Origin of the sequence: Chondromyces apiculatus DSM 436, assembly GCF_000601485.1 — a bacterium.
GTDB lineage: Bacteria > Myxococcota_A > Polyangia > Polyangiales > Polyangiaceae > Chondromyces > Chondromyces apiculatus.
This window is the reverse complement of sequence record NZ_ASRX01000010.1, coordinates 106914-122789: the sequence shown is the minus strand read 5'-3', so window position 1 is coordinate 122789 and position 15876 is coordinate 106914. Positions and strand designations below refer to the sequence as shown.

Genomic DNA, 15876 nt, shown 5'->3' with positions numbered 1-15876 from the left:
TCGAGCTCTTCAACGAGCCCGTGCCAGTCATGAATCGACTCGAGATGAACTAGACGCTGCTCAAGATCCATTGAATATCGACCTCGGCCCCGATCCACCAACGCGGTTTACAAGCTCTGTTACAACCAGCCTGAATCTCAACTACCCTGACCGCCGAGCTTCGCGAGGAGCGAATTCGACGTATCGCACTCGGTCTTGTAGATGGCTGCCTTGGAGCCTTTGCAAGCTCGGTTAGAGAAGCCCTTCAGCATCTGGATGGCCTCCTGCTTGCGAGGCGGCTCCAGCTTTGCGTACGTGCTCCCAAGGCTCCACAGAATGAGTACGGACTCGGGTCCCTCGGCAGGCGCTACCGCCTTCGCAGACTCGAGCTCGGCCACCATTCCCGCGAGATCGTTCCTCTCTTGCAGGACCTGCGCGAGGAGGTTGTGAATCCCGAAGAGGTACTTGTCACCTTGCTTCGCCATCGCCTTGGCTTCCTTGAGCACCTGCTCGGCCTCCTGCAGATAACCAAGCCGGATGTAGAGATCGGCGAGCTGTGAGTAGTACCGAATCTCCGAGGGGTTGTGCTCGATTGCCTTCGTGAAGTTCTCGAGCGCCTTCTGCTCGTCATCCGTCCACAGGTGGGCATTCCCGAGCTGTGAATAGCAATCCGCGAAGTTCGGGTCGTTCTCGATGCACTTCTGATAAGGCTCCTTGGCCTCGTCGTAGGAGATCGTCTTCTTCTTCGCCTGCTGCTCCAGGGCCCAGCCTCTTTCGAACCAGTAGTTCGCGAATTTGGGAGCGAGCTGCGTGGCGCGACTCAATGTGGAGGCGGTCTTGTCCCATTCCTCGCGCTTCTTGTAAGCCATGGCCAGCTTGTAGAAGATGCGATGGTTGCTCGGATCGAGCTTGGTGGCCTGGTCATACTTGTTCGCCGCGCCTTCGGGGTTGATCGAGACCTCCTTGTCGGCTTGGTTCGCAAGAATCACTGCCTCTTGCCTGTGCCGGCTGCACCCGGTCGCTCCCAGGCCCACTGCTGTCATCAGCCCGGCCATCATGACTGCTCGCAGCTTCATCAACTCTCTCCTTCTCAGACTCGCAAGGGCGGTCGCCGCGCCTCTCTGGCGTCCGCCGATATTCTCTCGCAGCGTGGTCTCAGGTAGGCCACGAGGATGCGCGTTCGCACATACCGTGAAATTTCGCCCCATGTGAATCTTCTTACCAAGGGCAAGAGCCTTCATGATGCTCTTGCCTCATGGCTTGGAGGCCTCTGATCGATGGACAGGTCCCGGCACGCACCTTTCGTCGACCTTCTGAGCGCAGTCTGGGGGGTGCCGTGACGCTTTCCTCTCACATGTGTCCTCGTCGCAAGAGGCCCTCGAAGCAGTGAAGGCACGGGTCGAAGAACTTATACGGGGCAGCGAGGATAGGCGGAGCCATGCGCAGAAGTCTAGGGTCAGATCCAACCGAACCGAGCCGCCCTCGGGGAGGCTCGCTCTGGGGGTCTCTCGCCATCATCAGCAAGCGCGCGTTCCCACCGCAGTTGCCCAGATCCGAGAGGTTGAGAGATCTCCAGCAACGATGAAGGGCTGCGGGGCAGAGACCGGACGAGGACGATGCGGACGCGGGACCAGCCAGGTGAACCGCCGAAGGAGGGGGCCGCAGCCATAGCATGCAGCAGCAAGCCCGACGGCTTCGACCTCCTGGGGAGATCATCCATCGCTATGACTTGCGACTCCCCACTCCCTCTTTCAGCATGACAATGGATCCGTGAATGATCCGCATGTGCCGAGCCATTGCGTGAACACTTCTCATTCAGGTCATTGAGAGGTGGAAGAGCACCCGGTCGGTGAATTCGACGCGTCGCGGGCGAGGTTCGCGGCTCTCACCGCACTCTGGGCGACGGCGCGCACGCTCCGTCGGAGCAGGAATGCACCGAGGGCTGACGGAGCTGAGAAGAACGCCTGCTGAGCAGCAGAAGGAATGACACGACCCCGGAGGCCACCCAGACCAACGGGAAGGCCCTCGGACGGGTCCAGGCCTGCGCTCGCAGTGAAAGTATCGGTGGGGAAGGTAATGCGCCAATGGCTCTCGCCTGCCGGCGCGAAGACTCGCCAGGGCACGCCTTAAGATGACGAGCCCTGGCGAACGGACTGCTTCTGTTTCGCCTACAGACCTCGTCCGGACTGGGACGAGGAATGGGTCACGTCGAGATCAGAGGTTCTCGACGGACTTGAGCATCTCGGGGATGAAGGAGATTCGGGGACGGATCAGGGTGGTCCGAACCGGCCCCGGTCGAACGCGGATGGTGGCGTCGTTCGGCCCGAATCCTCCTGCGCTGAGAGGATCGTCCGAGAACTCGTATCCGTATCCTTCATCCTTCTTCGGCGGGGTCTGCGCGTAAGCCTCAGCCGTTACCGTGACCATCAGGCCTACTGCAACCAATGAACCGATCAGGCGGGGCAAGGTGATCATGGAGGCTCTCCTACAGAAATCAGACTCTCACTGAGAAACTACGCCACTACGTCGAGATGTCACGCGACTTCGTCCCACCCGACGACTCTGAAGCAGAGACTACTGCGGTTCGCCGGTCGCTGCCGCAGCCGCTTCCTGCTCGGCGGCAAGCTGCTTGGCTTCAGCCTCGGCTTTCTTCTGCTCCTCGGCCGTCTGACGGTTGAACGCGATGATCTGATCGATCTCCTCGATGCGTTCCTTGGCACGCTTGGCCGCATCGCTGAACTCCGCAGCACTGCCCGCCTTCTGCACGAACTGACCGAAGAGCGTCTTTGCCTGGAGAAGGAAAGGCTCAGCCTCCTTACCTCCTGCCTTGGCCTTGTACTCCTGGGTCAAAATCGCTTCATTGTAGTAGGTCTCGGCGCGCTCGGGAGCGATCTTCTTTGCCGCTTCCAGCTCCGACCCGGCGGCAGAGACCATCTTGTCGAAGTTGCTGTCGTCGATCTGGCCACGCAGTGAGAGTGCCAGGCCCAGGTGGGCGTCGTAATCGTTGGGCCTGATCTTCAGCGCACCTCGATAGGCATCCTCGGCCTGCTTGAAGCCGCGGAACTGCATGTTCACGGCGGCGTAGTTCATCTGAGCTTCGAAGAACGACGGGTCCAGATTGCGTGCAGCGTTGAACGAGTTCACTGCATTGTTCAGGTTCCCGAGCTCGACGTAGATCATGCCGAAGGTGTTGAAGATCGGTGCATACTTCGGGTTCTTTCGAATGGCCTGGGAGCACACGAGGTGAGCGAGTTCGAGCGCCTGAGTCTCGACCTTCTTCTCCTTCGCGCCCGAGAGTGAGGCAGTGCGCTTACCGGCTGAACGACCTGCCTTCTGCTTCGCCGTCTCCAGGTAGTAGATCGCCAGCTGATTGAAGGCCGGCATGAACGCGTCATCCACCGCGAGGGCGCTCTGAATGTAGCGCTTCGCCCGCTGGAAATCGTTCGGACCGTCGTTGTCGGCGACGCTGTTGCCACGCCGCATGTAGAGGAGCGCCAGATGAACCAGCGCCTCCACGTTCTTGTACTGCGCGTCGACGACAGCCGCCTGCCTCATCTCCGAAATGGCTCGGTCGATGTCCTTCTCGCCAGAAGCCGCGAAGTTGTACAGCGCCACCTGCACGCGCGCCGGGTGGAACTTCGGATCCTTCTGAAGGACCTCTTCGAAGGCCTTCTTGGCATCCGCGTCCTTCTTGCAGCGCTGGTAGGCGAGGCCCACGTTGTAGAGGGCCTCCGAGAAGGTCTTGTCTCCCTGCTCCTTGGCTGCGGTCAGGAAGATGTCAGCCGTCGACTGACAGGTCGCCTCCGTCCAGTCATTGGCCTTGTCGTGCTGCGCAATCGCCTGCAGGCCAGACTTGAACTTGTTTGCGGCCTCGACGGAGACAGTATTCCCCTTGCTATCGGTGATTCCCTTGCCTGACGCATCCTTTGCAGGATTGGTGACAGCACTGCTTCCGCCGCAACCGACGGCAAGGGAACCAGCGAGGATGGCTGCGAACGCTACGAGCTTTCTCATGTTCATCCCCTCACTTCTTTCCTGACGCCGGAGCGCTGTCCGTCGTCTCCTTGGACGCGGGCGCAGCCTTGTCCTTGGCCGCGTCCTCCGGAGCGCTCGCCGCGACCTCGCGGTAGGGCGTGCCATCCAGATTCAGAGGCGCCGAACGCTCACTCAGACCCGAACTCATCCGAGAGGGCGAGCCCCTGAACTCGTCGATGAGGTGGAACTCGGACGGGTAGGTCTTCGAGAGCCACACCTCGCAGGTTCGCGAATACTCGTCGAAGTACTGATACTTGACCGAGTAGTTGAGGCAGGTCTTGTAGGCTGCCTTCGCCATCTGCTTCTGCGGCTCGCTCGCCTCGTCCAGGCTGTTGTAATAGGTCAACCGCAGCTCGTCCCAGGTGAGATCAGCGAGGCCCGGGATCGGACCGCTCTGCTTCCACTCCTTGGGAATGGGCGCAGCGCGGAACTCGGCGACGAACTTGCTCCACATCTGACCCACACGCGAACCGGAAGCGATAACCCACACCGGAGGAGGCTCGGGCTGGAGATTGACTACCTTGAGGTACTCCTTCTCCGTCTCCTCGATGGCGGCGCGCTTCTTCTTGACCCACTCCAGGACCTTCGTGTTGACGTGCTTGTTCACGTCTTCCTTGGTGCCGGAGCCCTTGTACTCGGGGAACTTGAGCTTCTCGACGTCCTTGCGCTTCTGCTCGGCGAAGAAGAAGTAGGATTCACCGACTGCGCCCAGCACCTTGCCCAGGCGGCGGGCCCGCTCCATCTCATCGCCACCGATCGTATCGAGCTTCTTCCGCGCGTCGTCGGGGCTCTTCCAGTAACCGCGGACCTTGTTGTACTCGGTCTGGGCCCCCGACGGGTTCTTGATCTGGATGTAGACCCGTCCCAGCATCGCGTGCGCTTGAACCTGCACGTCGAAGGTGGCATTGCGGTCGATCTGGGACATTGCGGACTGCAAGCGCTTCCGCGCGTTGTCCCAGTCTTCCTTGTCGATGTAGTGCGCACCAATCGCGAAGGCGATCTGCGCAGCCTGCGCGGGCTTCGCGCTTCCGTAGTTCCTGTTGAAGAGCTCCGCGTCCTTGATCGCCTCGGATTCCTGACCGAGACCCAGGCGGAGAACGACGGAGTCCTGAAGGGCCTCCGCGGCCTTGTCCATCTTGGGGTTTTCACGCGCGAAGCGCTCGTACCAGTTGGCCGCCTCGTCGTAGACGGCGATTGCCTGGTAGTTACCGCCGATCTCGTAGATGGCCTTCTTGGCGAGCTCGGTGTTGTTCAGGTTGTACTTCGGATCGATGAGGATCCGACGCGCAGCGATGGACTTCGCGATGAGGCGCGCTGCCTGGAAGGACCTGGCTGCGTTGTAGAGCACCTCCTCGGCGCGCTCGCAGGAAGGCTCCTTCGCCTCGCAGGCCTTCTCGCTGTATTTCTTCCACAGGTCCATGTAGGCCGTGGCAGCCTTCTCGTAGTCCTTCAGGGCCTCCACGCCGCCGGTCTTGTCACCCTTCGCGACGAGCTGCTCCGCACCAAGACGCTCGATGTCACGCTGGATGCGTGTCAGGATGCCGCACTGCTCGGCATTGTTCTTCTCCTTGCCGCCAGTGCAGTACTTCTCGATGAAGGTCGGGACGTCCTTCGCCATGTCCTCGTAGCAGGATGGGCGGGGCGGGTCGGAGTTCTGACCCAAGACGTTCAGAGATTCGAGATAGAGCTGCGCCGCATAGATGCCGACGTCCTTGTCGGAGTGGTTGATAGCCACGTCGCGGAAGGCAAGCGCGGCTTCCTCCCAGTGCTGGGATTCGAAGTACGTGCGGCCACGCGCGTACTTGACCTCCACATACTGCTCCTGAGCCTCCTTGTCGGTCTCGGGGGGCTTGATGTAGCAGATGTACCGATTGAAGGCGGTAATCATCCCCTTCTGCGAATCGGTGAACTCCTTCTTCTGGTACTTCGCCTTGTCGGCGGCCTTCTTGTCGGTCTTGCCGTTCGCCGAGGTGGGGAGATTGCCGCCGCCCTTGCGGTCCGAGCCGTCCTTGTGCTTCTCGGTGTAGATGTTCTGGTAGCAGAGCACCGACGCATAGGCGGCTTCCGCTGCCTGGGTCCCGTTGGGATCCTCGGCCACCACGGAGTCGAACGCGGGTCCGCACTTCTCCCAGTCCTTCTGGAAGTAGAGCAGATCGGCCATTGCGTACTTGATCTTGAAGATGTTCGGCCAGTCTTCCTTGATGATTCGCGGGAACTCGAATCGTGCAAACTGGTCCTGCTTGAAGTTGGTGACGACCTTGTCGTACAGCTGAGCCGCCAGCTGCATCGTCTTCTTGTCACCCGTCCCGCGCACCCCGCCGGAGCCCACAGCCTCGAGATGCCAGGCCATGGCGGTCTCGGTGATGACCCCTGCGGTGATGTTGGCGCACTTCAGCTTGTTGTCGGCAGGGTGGCCTTCCTTCTCGAACTGCTGATAGACCTCAAGCTGACGATTCAGCTCGGACATGATGTTGTCCTTGTTGCCGGACTTCATGGCGAGCGTCGCTTCCGTGATGTGCCCCTGGTACACGCAGTACTTGGGCCCCCGGTCGCGCTTCATCAGGTCCTGATAGAGATCGATGCCCTCGCGATAATGACCCGTGTCCAGGTAGTTCTGGCCCAGGTCGTCCATCATCTTGAAGGTCTTGTCGGAGCTGGTGCCGCTGTCTCCGCTGAGCGGGCGGAAGAAGTCGTGGGAGCGCTTCGGATCGCCCGCAAGCGCGTAGACAGGGATGATGTCACGGCGCGCCGCGATCGCGAGCTGGGCCGCGTTCGGTAGCTGAGCGTATTGCTGACCGTATTCGATGGTCTTCTTGAACTCGCTGATCGAGCGCGGGAAGTCACCCTGGTTCCAGTAGACGTAGCCCAGCTTGTAATGGGCATATCCCCAGACCTTGTTGTCGGGGGCCGGGTACTTCGTCACCTCGAGGTATGACTTCTCCGCAAGTGCCCATTTCGACGGATCGCCCTGGGCTTCGTTGAAGAACAACTCACCGAAGGCGAGGTAGGCGTTCGGGATGTACTTCGACTGCGGCCAGTTCTGGATCAGCTCGAAGTAAACCTTGCGCGCCTGATCGAGCTGCTGGGCCTGCTCATACTCGTAGGCGAGGTAGTAGAGGACCTCGTCCGTACAACCCGTGCTCTTGGCAGGATCGGCGGCGTTCGTCGCCTGGCACCACTTCGGGTACTGCGACTTCAACAGGGTGTAGTACTTGATGGCCGCCTGCCGGGCAGCGACCAGGATCTTGTCGGCCTTCGCCGACTCGTTCTTGAACGCAGCGGCGCCCTTGGGGTTCTTCCGCTTCGCCTCGTCGGCCTTGATGGCGTTCTCGGTCTTGTCGCGGAACGCTGCCGATTCCAGCTCGACGTAGCCCTCAGCCAGGCGGCGCATGAGCTTGGGCCGGTCTGCCGCGTTCTTCGGCGTGGATCCGAACAGACCTTCGAGGCCCTGGATCTCGGTCACCAGGAGGCTGCGCACCTTCGGTGCGAGGCGGCTCCTTCGCTCGTCGCGCTGAGCAGAGCTCTGCGAAGCCGACGGATTCGTCGGCTTCGTCAGGTCGTCGCGCTTCTTCAAATTCACTCCCTGGGGAGCGGATTTGAAGCTGACCTGAGGCTTCTTGCCCATCGTGACCTGGAGCTTGCCACCAGGACAGGCTGCGAGCGTATCCTTGGCCCCCTGCGAGACGCATGTGTCCGCTGCCTTTGCAGGGCTCGACGTGATTGCGCATGCGGCGATGGCTGCCACGCCTGCCACGGCGCGCAGCTTCATCAGCATGCCTTTGTTCAACTGCTTCTTCATCTCCGTCCCTCTGCTACGGCCCAACCATAGGAAACTGCGCAGACCAGTAGTTTAGACTCATTCATTGGTCGGCACTTTGCCGGGTGAACCCATTACTTGCTGCAACGGGATACGATGACCTGGCGATAGAAGCCGAGCTCGTCGCGCCAGTACTCGCCATTGAATGGCCAGAGAACGTGCTCCTCGTCCGGCTTCACGACGCCGTAGACCTGCGACTCCTCTTTCGAGAGCTGGCCGCTCACCACCTGCTGATCGAGTTTGTTTCTCTCGGCGGCGGTGATGTCGATGAGGATCTTCGACGAGTCGCGGAGGTGCTCATTGAGTTCGTCGAGGTAGCGCTGATACCTGTCCTTCGCGAGGGTACCGGCGTTTCGAACGGCCAGGTTGCGCGCGAAGTCCAGCGCGTCCGTGACGTCGGCGCCGACAGGCGAATTCCTGAAGCTGGCGGGTGCCTTCTTGAAGCGCCCTTCCTCCTCGTCGAGGACGCGCACGTACTCGATGTTGCGGAGGAGCTGCCGATCGGACAGCGCATTGGTGACGATGGGACGAACCGTCGGGGCCAGGTTCGCCTTGCCGGCGCGCACGTCCTTGAGGAACTGATAGAACTTCTCCTCGCTCTCCTCGCCCTTGAAGCGATTGAGGATAGTCTCCAGCTCCTTCTTGATCGGCTCGTACTTCTTCTTCATCCGAGCGACGACGGTGGTCGCATCCTCGTAGTTGCAGATGGTGAAGCGAATGACCGCCTTGAGGATGTCGGCTTCCGGATAGAAGGAGTTCGGGAAGTAGGGCGACTCGATGGTGTGGATGTTGCCGAGGGCCTGCGGGTACATGCCGGCCATGAAGTAGGCCCAGGACTGCTCGAACAGCGCGTCGAGCCAGTACTCGCTGGCGACGTCCACCCGGTTCCAGTACTTCACCGCAGCGGAGAGCTTGGTGGAGTCGATGGTGGGGATGTTGTTGTCGTCCAACCGGACCGACGCCGAGTAGTAGGTACGGGCCATCGAGAGGAAGGCCAGGTCGCGCATACGACCCTCTTCCTCGACGCCTTCCACGCCCTCGTCGAGCGCCTGGATGATCCGCTGGAATGCCTTGACCGCGGGCACCGACTTGCGGAGCTGCACGTACGAGATGCCGCTGAAGAACTGGCTCTGGACGTAGTAGGGGCTCTTGCTGTCGACCTTGTCGAACAGGCTGATGGCCTCTTCGTAGTTGCGGTTTCGGTACTTGTACCGACCGAGCATGTAGTTGAGCTGCCAGTAGAGATCCCTCTGCTGGGGATTGTTGAATCGGGCAACCTGCTCGGTCTTGTACTTGCCGACGCGCTCGATGATGTCAGCCGGCTCGGGGAGCTGAGTGGCGAGCTTCGAGAGCCAGAGGAGGGTCTCGTTGAACTTGAGGTGATTCGTCTTGTCGGCGACCTGCGAAAAGATTGCGTAGCTCGCCTGGTAGAACTGCAACCTATAGAGAGCGATCGCCAGGTGGTACTGGGCGATCTGCTTGTTGCCCTCGTCGTCTCCGGTGTCACCGTCGACGACGCGCTTCAGGATGAGCGCAGCCTCGCTCCAGCGCTCGGCGTCGAACAGACGCTTCGCCTGCGCGGCTTCCTCCGTCATCTGGCCGGCCGTCACGGGGCCCTCTTCCGCGGGAGCCCCTTCGTCAAGGTCGATCTCTTGCGGCTTCTCTTCGGCCGCCTTCTTGTCGCCTTTGCCTGCTTTGTCCGCAGCAGCAGCAGGGGCAGCCTTCTTCTGACCCTGCGCTTGCGCCTGCATGGGTGAGAAGAAGAGGGCAGAGGCCACAAGGCAGATACTCGCCAGCCGGTTCCGCATCGTCAGTTCCTCGCTTTCGGAGGCGTAAAGATCCGGGCCCCTCGCTCGACCAGGGTGGTGCCGCCCTGTGCGCCCCCTGTTGCTCCCCCGGCGCGTCTCCAGCACGTGCACGCCTGAATCACCGAGAGCCGACCTCGCTCAGAGCGAAAATGCCAACGAGAATCAACGGATACTTACGCGTGGCTGGGGATGGTAGTGACGCCCAGCTCGCCTTGTCAAGCTGTGCCGGTGCCGGGGCGGGTTCCCCTGCAGTGCTCGTGGAACACTTCTCGCCGCAGATCCTTGGAGGAGATCCCGGGGGGGAGATCCTCCGAGGGATCCGGGGGGCGCTCGCGGCGAAGAGAGGTTTTGACGCGGATCGAGCCGCGCCGCCTCACCTCGGAGGCAGCAGGGAAGCTGTGAATCCCGTAGCTTGGACGCATCCGGTTGTTGACGGTCCGGCGCTGGTTCGATAGCGTCCGACCGCTGACGTTGTGCCAGTAGCTCCCCACTGTGGGGCACCTGCTTGCCGCGTGAGCAGTCTAGATTGCGTGTGGAGGGGCGTTTCGCCGCCGAAGGAGCACGTTCTGATGACTCGTTCGATTTTGTCCGGCTTGCTCGGCCTCCTCAGCGTCGCCATTGTGGGAAGCCTTCCCCTAGCATGCCAGAGCGGTGGTGTCGGAGACCCCTGCACCCCAGAAGACGAGTACGATCCTGGGTTCGCGGGCTTCAAGGTCACCGAAGAGAACATCGAGTCCCGCTCGTTCCAGTGCCAGACGCGTATCTGCCTCGTGAATCACTTCCAGGGGCGTTCGAGCTGCCCCCTGGGCCAGACGGCGCGGATTGCTTGCAACCCCGAAGGGGCCTCGACCTGCGCTGAAGGAGAGACGTGCACGGAAGCAGCCACGTCAGCGCCTGTGTGTAACGTCAACGGGGACTGCGCGAGCGGCAACTGCGACACGGCCCTGGGTGTCTGCACCTGCAGCGAGGCGGCGCACTGCCCTGGAGCGGGAGCGGACCCGACCTGGTTCTGTCCCACGCCGGCCGAGGGTGAGCCGAGGGTGTGCAAGTCCTTCGTCTGCTTCAACCCCACCACGGGTTGCCAGAGCGCTGAAGGCACGGACAACGAAGGGAAGGCTTGCTGCGTTCCCGGCACGAACACCCCGGTGGCCTCTCCGGTCTGCGGTCAGTGCGAAAAGCGGAATGCCGAGAACGCTGTCTACTGCTCCTGCCGCTGCGGGGCTGCCGAGGGCACGAACAATCCCGAGGATGAGAACTTCAACTTCTGCGAGTGCCCCGATGGGTTCTCGTGCGAAGAGATCCGCGCCGACGTGGGCCTCGGCGATCCGCTGATCAGCGGCAAGTACTGCGTCAAGCTCGACACCCTGTACAACAGCTCGGATGCCCAGGGCTCGTGCGGTGCGGTCACCGGCAACAGCGACAACACCCAGGGTTGCGTGAGCGGGGTCTCCGAGTAGCTCCTCCCTCTCGGTCGCTCGCGTGAGCGAACCTCCTCCCCCGTCTGATCGACGTCCTTCGAGGACCCCCCAACAAGACATCGGGACCCGTGCCGAACTGCTGGTGGTTCGGCACCTGACCGTGCTCGGGCTCGAGATCCTGGGCGTCAACGTGCGTGTCGGTCGCTTCGAGATCGACATCGTCGCCCGCGAGGGCGAGGTGATCGTTGTCGTCGAAGTTCGGACCCGCGGCGCTGGCTCGTACGTGCGCGCGCTGGACAGCGTCACGCCGCAGAAGCGCATGCGCGTGAGGCGTGCTGGGACATGCCTCTGGCGTCAGCGATTCTCCCGGATGCCCGGGGTCGAGCGCATGCGCTTCGACATTGCCGCGGTCAGCTTCGGGCCGGATGGTCGTGTCGAGATCGAGCACGTCCGCGCGGCTTTCTGAGATCGAAGCCCCTGAGCGAGGCGCCTCGCGGGAGGTTTCTTCAGAGGTGGCGTGAGGAGGAGAGCCGTCCGGAGGTCGCGGAGACGCAGAGGCTCTCGGAGGTGGCGGGGCGTGTGTGGCGCGCGCGGCGCTGGTGTCTACGCTTCGAGCTGCTGGCGCATGTCGCTGCGCAGCTCCCTGAGCATGGCGACGCCCTCTTCGGGAGTGCGGGCCGCTCCGCTCTCGATCTTCTCAAGGATGGAGTCGACCTTGGCGATCTCTGCTTCCTGACGGGCACGGAGGTCGTCCACCATCTTCTCGAACGTGTCGAAGAAGTGCTGCAGCTCGTCGCCTTTGCGGAGCCTCTCCCGGACGATGAGCTGTCCTTCACCCACCTGGCGCAGGAGCCTCTTCATCTTGAAGATGGGTCCCGCGACCTTGTGCGTGAAGACGATGCCGGCCAGCCCGATGCCCACGACCAGCAGGGTGAGGATCACGACCAGGAGGCCCAGGAGCGTGCGCTGTTGCTGGGCGACCTCCTGTGCGTGGCGCTCAAGATCGATGGATTGCTGGGTGAGCCGAGCCGCTTCCCCCTTCAGCCGCTCCTGGTCGTCGTTGAGCTTGTCTTCCTTGCCCTTCGTGTCCTCCTCGAAGAGCTTCGCCAGCTCGGGGTAGTCCTTGTACTCCTTCGCGATGTTCATCTTGACGATGTCGCTCGCGATGCGGCTTTGCTCGATGGCCTGCTGGTGACGACGCACCGTCTCCTGCCCCTGCGCCACGGTCAGCTTGCCCTGAGTGACGGTGGCCTCGCTGTGCCGGATGATCTCCGAGCTCGTACGCCACAGGAGGACTCCCAGCGCGAGTGAGAGTGCGGCCGCGATGCCAGCGAGCATTCCGGCGTACTTGAGCTGGAAACGGCGATCGAGGAGATAGTTCCTGGCGCTACGATGGTACTGCGGTTGCGCGCCCGTGCGCGAAGGGTCACTCATGAGATCCTCTGCAGTTCAATGCTCATCGCCCGGCATCACAGGTCGAGCTGGTCACGAACAACGTACGAGATGGGTTGTGAGAGATCTATCGAGATAGCAGCTCACAACGAAGCAACCACCTTCTGGAACGTCTCGATGGCGTTCTCCACGCACATTTTCATGAGCACGTTCTCGCTCTCCTTGTCGGTCTTCGGCGTGTCGCTCTGCGTGAGCTTCGGAGCGAACTCTCCCTGCAGCGCCTTGCCCGGGTACGTCCACATGCTGACGCGGACAACCTGGGTGAGGTTGCCGCCGGCGTAGATGGGGGGCTCGACGGTGGCGATCAGGTAGAAGCCCTTGAGCTTCTTGCTTCCGTTCACGACTTTGCCGCCCTGCGCGAGCGTCTCTCCCTTGGGAGCGACGGCGTAGCCCGCCTTGGCGAGGACCTTCGACTGCATGGCGGCGCGCACCATCGGCTCGACCTCGGCCTCGGGGCGGCCGCTCTTGTTCGAGATCTCGATCGCGACGTAGAACTTCGTGTCCGGTCCAGGCGGCGCGGGGGCCGAGCCACCACCGGCTTTGATGGAGGCGATCGACTTCTGGATCTGCGCCTTCACGGAAGCGACGGACTCTTTGCTCTCCGCCTTCTGCAGGCAGGGCAAGCCAGAGGGCTTGCCGAGCTTGCCGAGGGCAGCGGCGACGGCGACCTTCACCGTGGTGTTGCTGTCACCCAGCGAATCGCACAGCGGCTTCACCGCCGCCTCGTCGCCAGACGCACCGAGCGCCAGCGCTGCCTGGGTCCGGACACGATCGTCAGTCCCTCGGAGCTGCTGCGCGAGCTGACTGACGTTCGCGGCTTTCTGAGCGAATGCACTCCCGGGGATGAGCATCGGCATCAGGGCGGCGAGTGACCACACGAACACGAGCACCGAACGTGACATTGGGCTCTCCAGCATACACAAGCGCTGTCCGCGACCAGCACCCCGATCATGCAGAACAGGTCTCGCCCTCCATGCACACATGCTCACACTCCTGGCTGGAATGGCACATACTCACCTGCTCCTCGCACGTCCCCAGGCGACTATGGGCCGGGGGTGCAGCAGACGACATGCTCATTGGACGCATCACCTCGACGTTGCTTCAACGCATGACATGAGCCGCGATGCTCACGGCCCGGACTCGCGCCCCGCCCCCTCCGAGCGCCGATCGGAGCTTCCCCCACCGCGCGTTCCGCCCGCAGTTTCCTGAGCGTTCTGGCGCTTCGGCCTTGACGTCCGTGACCTCGGGAGGAGGGCGCCGTCCCCTGCCCTGCACCGTGGGGAAAAGTATGCTCCCAGACGGAACGATGCGCGTGGCAAGGCTTCCTCTCGGCCGGGTGGATGACCAATACTGACGCCCATGCCGCCGAGAAGCTCAAGCACGCGACCGCGTGGTGGATGGTCGGCAGCGGCCGTCCTCCTCGCCGCGAGCGCGTGCGCCGGCCCTGCGTTCGGGCAGAGCCAGATGCGCGTGCACGTCAGGGGCACGTCGCAGCTCGAGGCGGTGGCGTGGTCGGAGGCGAGCAGCTTCACCACGAGGGGCACGCTGCTCGATGACGCGGGGCTTCCCATCGCCTGGGCGCCGCTCACGATCCAGGTCGCCAGCGGCAGCCGCGGGCGCGAGGTGCTGCCGGTCCCGACGAGCTGCACGCCTCCCTCGCGCGGGCACACGCAAGGGCCGCGCATCTCGGCCGGTGGGTATCTGGTCGAGACCAATGAGCGGGGGAGCTTCTGCGTGCGCGGTCGCGCGGATCTGGGGGGTGCGACGCTGCGCATCGAGTTCGCCGGGAGCAAGCTGTACGACGGGACGGAGCAGGTCTTTCGGGTCGAGACCACGAGGACGCCCCTCGTGGTGTCCGCGCTCCAGTTCAGCCCTGAAGTCGCCGAGGTGGATCTCGACCGCGAGGTGGTGCCGGTCGTCACGACGTTCCAGCTCGATCGGCGCGAGCCAGCCCATGTCGGTGTCGGGACGCCAGAGCTGCGCGAGGGGCTCACGATCCTCCTCGAAGACGAAGCTGGTCGCCGTCTGGGGAGCACAGTCACGGGTGGTGATGGCCGGGCGCGCTTCGACGTGAAGACGGCAGACCTCGCGGCCCCCGGGCAGGGAGAGCTGCGCGCGCGCTTCGAGGGGAACGAGGCGCTCAGCAAGGCGACCGCGACGCAGTCCATCGTGCGGCACGCGCAGGTGAGCCTCGCGCTCAGCCACCCCATCGAGGCGGGAGATCCGGAGGCGGGGATCCCCATCGATCTGGAGGTTCAGTCGTCCCGAGGCCCTGTGGAGGGCGGCGTCGTCGAGGCCTCGCGCGATGGCGAGCCGGTCGGGACGGCGATGGTCCGCGAGGGGCGTGCGCGGCTGCTCGCCGTGTTCACGTCGGATCGCGAGACGAGCTTGCCGCTCAGCGTGCGCTACGTGTCGGGGACTCCGTGGTGGCGCGCGGGGCAGTCCTTGAGTCTCCAGGTTCCCGTGCGAGGGCCAGGTGTCTGGCGTCAGGTGGCGATCGGTGCGCTGGTGCTCGCCGTCGCCGGGTGGATCCTCGGCGGCTGGCGCCGTGCTCCGAAGCCCGCAGAGCGCGCCGATGAGAAGAACAAGCCTGCCCTCCCGACAGGGAGAGCGGGTGTCAGCGTGGTCGAGACCAGCGATCAGGCCCGGGGCTGGAAGGGGCTGGTCACCGACGCTCACGAAGGCACGCCCATCGCTGGAGCCACGATCACCATCACCGTTCCCACCTTCGAGGGGACGGGTGAGGTGGCACGTGTGGTCACGGATCGAGGTGGTGAGTTCACGATGGATGCGGCGGTCGAGCGCGATGCGCGGCTGGTCGTCGAGGCACCTTTCCACAGCGCCCACGCGCAGGCGCTCCCTCCACCCAGCAGGTTGAGCATCACCCTGGTCACGCGGCGGCGCGCGCTGATCGAGCACCTTCTCCAGTGGGTGAAACGACAGGGGGCGCCCTTCGAGGGGCCACCCGAGCCCACACCGGGGCACGTCCGTCGCGTGGCGCGCCGGGTGGAAGAGACAGATACGGAGCGCTGGGCGGGTTCCATCGAGAAAGCTGCGTTCGGTCCAGAAGCTGTCGACGAGGAGCTGGAGAAGGAGATCAAAGGCGCCGAGCCGCGACGGCCTCCGCGGGGCGCTGGAGTCTGAGCGCCGGGGAGTCGGGGAGGCCGTCCGCCATGGCGGAGGAAGGTGGCGCGGGGTCGGGCACTTCGCCTTGGTGGTCGGGAGTTTTGTCGACGTGGTCGGGAGTTCCGGCGACGTGGTCGGGAGTTCCGGCGACGTGGTCGGGAGTCGGCGGGACGTGGTCGGGAGTTCTGGCGACGTGGTCGGGAGCTGGCGGGACGTGGTCGGGAGTTCCGGCGACGTGGTC

10 protein-coding genes are annotated in these 15876 nt (G+C 63.2%); 3 read left to right on the top strand and 7 right to left on the bottom strand.

Annotated features, from left to right (window positions below; translation table 11 throughout):
- Positions 1-137: 137 nt before the first annotated feature.
- The 5 genes from CAP_RS07330 to CAP_RS07310 form a co-directional block, all read right to left on the bottom strand.
- The gene (locus tag CAP_RS07330; protein ID WP_231511193.1) at positions 138-1055 is read right to left on the bottom strand and encodes a tetratricopeptide repeat protein; all 918 of its coding nucleotides are present in this window, start codon (positions 1053-1055) and stop codon (positions 138-140) included.
- 1138 nt (positions 1056-2193) lie between these two features.
- Positions 2194-2454: a hypothetical protein gene (locus tag CAP_RS07325; RefSeq protein WP_044237734.1), complete on the bottom strand. Its 261-nt coding sequence runs from the start codon at positions 2452-2454 to the stop codon at positions 2194-2196.
- Positions 2455-2553: 99 nt separating this feature from the next.
- Entirely contained in the window at positions 2554-3999 is a 1446-nt protein-coding gene (locus tag CAP_RS07320; RefSeq protein WP_044237732.1) for a tetratricopeptide repeat protein, read from the bottom strand.
- A 4-nt stretch (positions 4000-4003) separates the two neighbouring features.
- Positions 4004-7813: a tetratricopeptide repeat protein gene (locus CAP_RS07315; RefSeq protein WP_044237730.1), complete on the bottom strand. Its 3810-nt coding sequence runs from the start codon at positions 7811-7813 to the stop codon at positions 4004-4006.
- Between the two features lie 92 nt (positions 7814-7905).
- Positions 7906-9639: a hypothetical protein gene (locus tag CAP_RS07310; RefSeq protein ID WP_044237728.1), complete on the bottom strand. Its 1734-nt coding sequence runs from the start codon at positions 9637-9639 to the stop codon at positions 7906-7908.
- A gap of 569 nt (positions 9640-10208) precedes the next feature.
- On the opposite strand from CAP_RS07310, the gene CAP_RS07305 reads away from it, so the two are divergent.
- Both CAP_RS07305 and CAP_RS07300 read left to right on the top strand, forming a co-directional pair.
- A complete protein-coding gene (locus tag CAP_RS07305) occupies positions 10209-11096 on the top strand; it encodes a hypothetical protein (protein WP_044237727.1) in 888 nt (295 codons plus the stop codon).
- Between the two features lie 22 nt (positions 11097-11118).
- On the top strand, positions 11119-11523 hold the full coding sequence (locus CAP_RS07300) for a YraN family protein (protein WP_081864651.1): 405 nt from the start codon (positions 11119-11121) through the stop codon (positions 11521-11523).
- Between the two features lie 137 nt (positions 11524-11660).
- On the opposite strand, the gene CAP_RS07295 is transcribed toward CAP_RS07300, so the two are convergent.
- Complete coding sequence (locus CAP_RS07295; RefSeq protein WP_044237725.1) at positions 11661-12491, bottom strand: methyl-accepting chemotaxis protein; 831 nt, start codon at positions 12489-12491, stop codon at positions 11661-11663.
- Positions 12492-12592: 101 nt separating this feature from the next.
- Positions 12593-13411 (bottom strand): HEAT repeat domain-containing protein, encoded by an 819-nt coding sequence (locus tag CAP_RS07290; RefSeq protein WP_044237723.1) that lies wholly within the window; start codon positions 13409-13411, stop codon positions 12593-12595.
- A 562-nt stretch (positions 13412-13973) separates the two neighbouring features.
- Here CAP_RS07290 and CAP_RS07285 point away from each other — a divergent pair.
- Positions 13974-15653, top strand: coding sequence for a carboxypeptidase-like regulatory domain-containing protein (locus tag CAP_RS07285; protein ID WP_156040568.1), 1680 nt, complete (start codon positions 13974-13976; stop codon positions 15651-15653).
- Positions 15654-15876: the final 223 nt, after the last annotated feature.

Bases quoted from the DNA above. Each gene is read 5' to 3' on its own strand.
- CAP_RS07305 (WP_044237727.1), top strand. From the start codon at position 10,209: ATGACTCGTTCGATTTTGTCCGGCTTGCTCGGCCTCCTCAGCGTCGCC.
- CAP_RS07320 (WP_044237732.1), bottom strand. From the start codon at position 3,999: ATGAACATGAGAAAGCTCGTAGCGTTCGCAGCCATCCTCGCTGGTTCC.
- CAP_RS07315 (WP_044237730.1), bottom strand. From the start codon at position 7,813: ATGAAGAAGCAGTTGAACAAAGGCATGCTGATGAAGCTGCGCGCCGTG.
- CAP_RS07290 (WP_044237723.1), bottom strand. From the start codon at position 13,411: ATGTCACGTTCGGTGCTCGTGTTCGTGTGGTCACTCGCCGCCCTGATG.
- CAP_RS07310 (WP_044237728.1), bottom strand. From the start codon at position 9,639: ATGCGGAACCGGCTGGCGAGTATCTGCCTTGTGGCCTCTGCCCTCTTC.
- CAP_RS07295 (WP_044237725.1), bottom strand. From the start codon at position 12,491: ATGAGTGACCCTTCGCGCACGGGCGCGCAACCGCAGTACCATCGTAGC.
- CAP_RS07330 (WP_231511193.1), bottom strand. From the start codon at position 1,055: ATGAAGCTGCGAGCAGTCATGATGGCCGGGCTGATGACAGCAGTGGGC.
- CAP_RS07285 (WP_156040568.1), top strand. From the start codon at position 13,974: ATGCGCGTGCACGTCAGGGGCACGTCGCAGCTCGAGGCGGTGGCGTGG.
- CAP_RS07325 (WP_044237734.1), bottom strand. From the start codon at position 2,454: ATGATCACCTTGCCCCGCCTGATCGGTTCATTGGTTGCAGTAGGCCTG.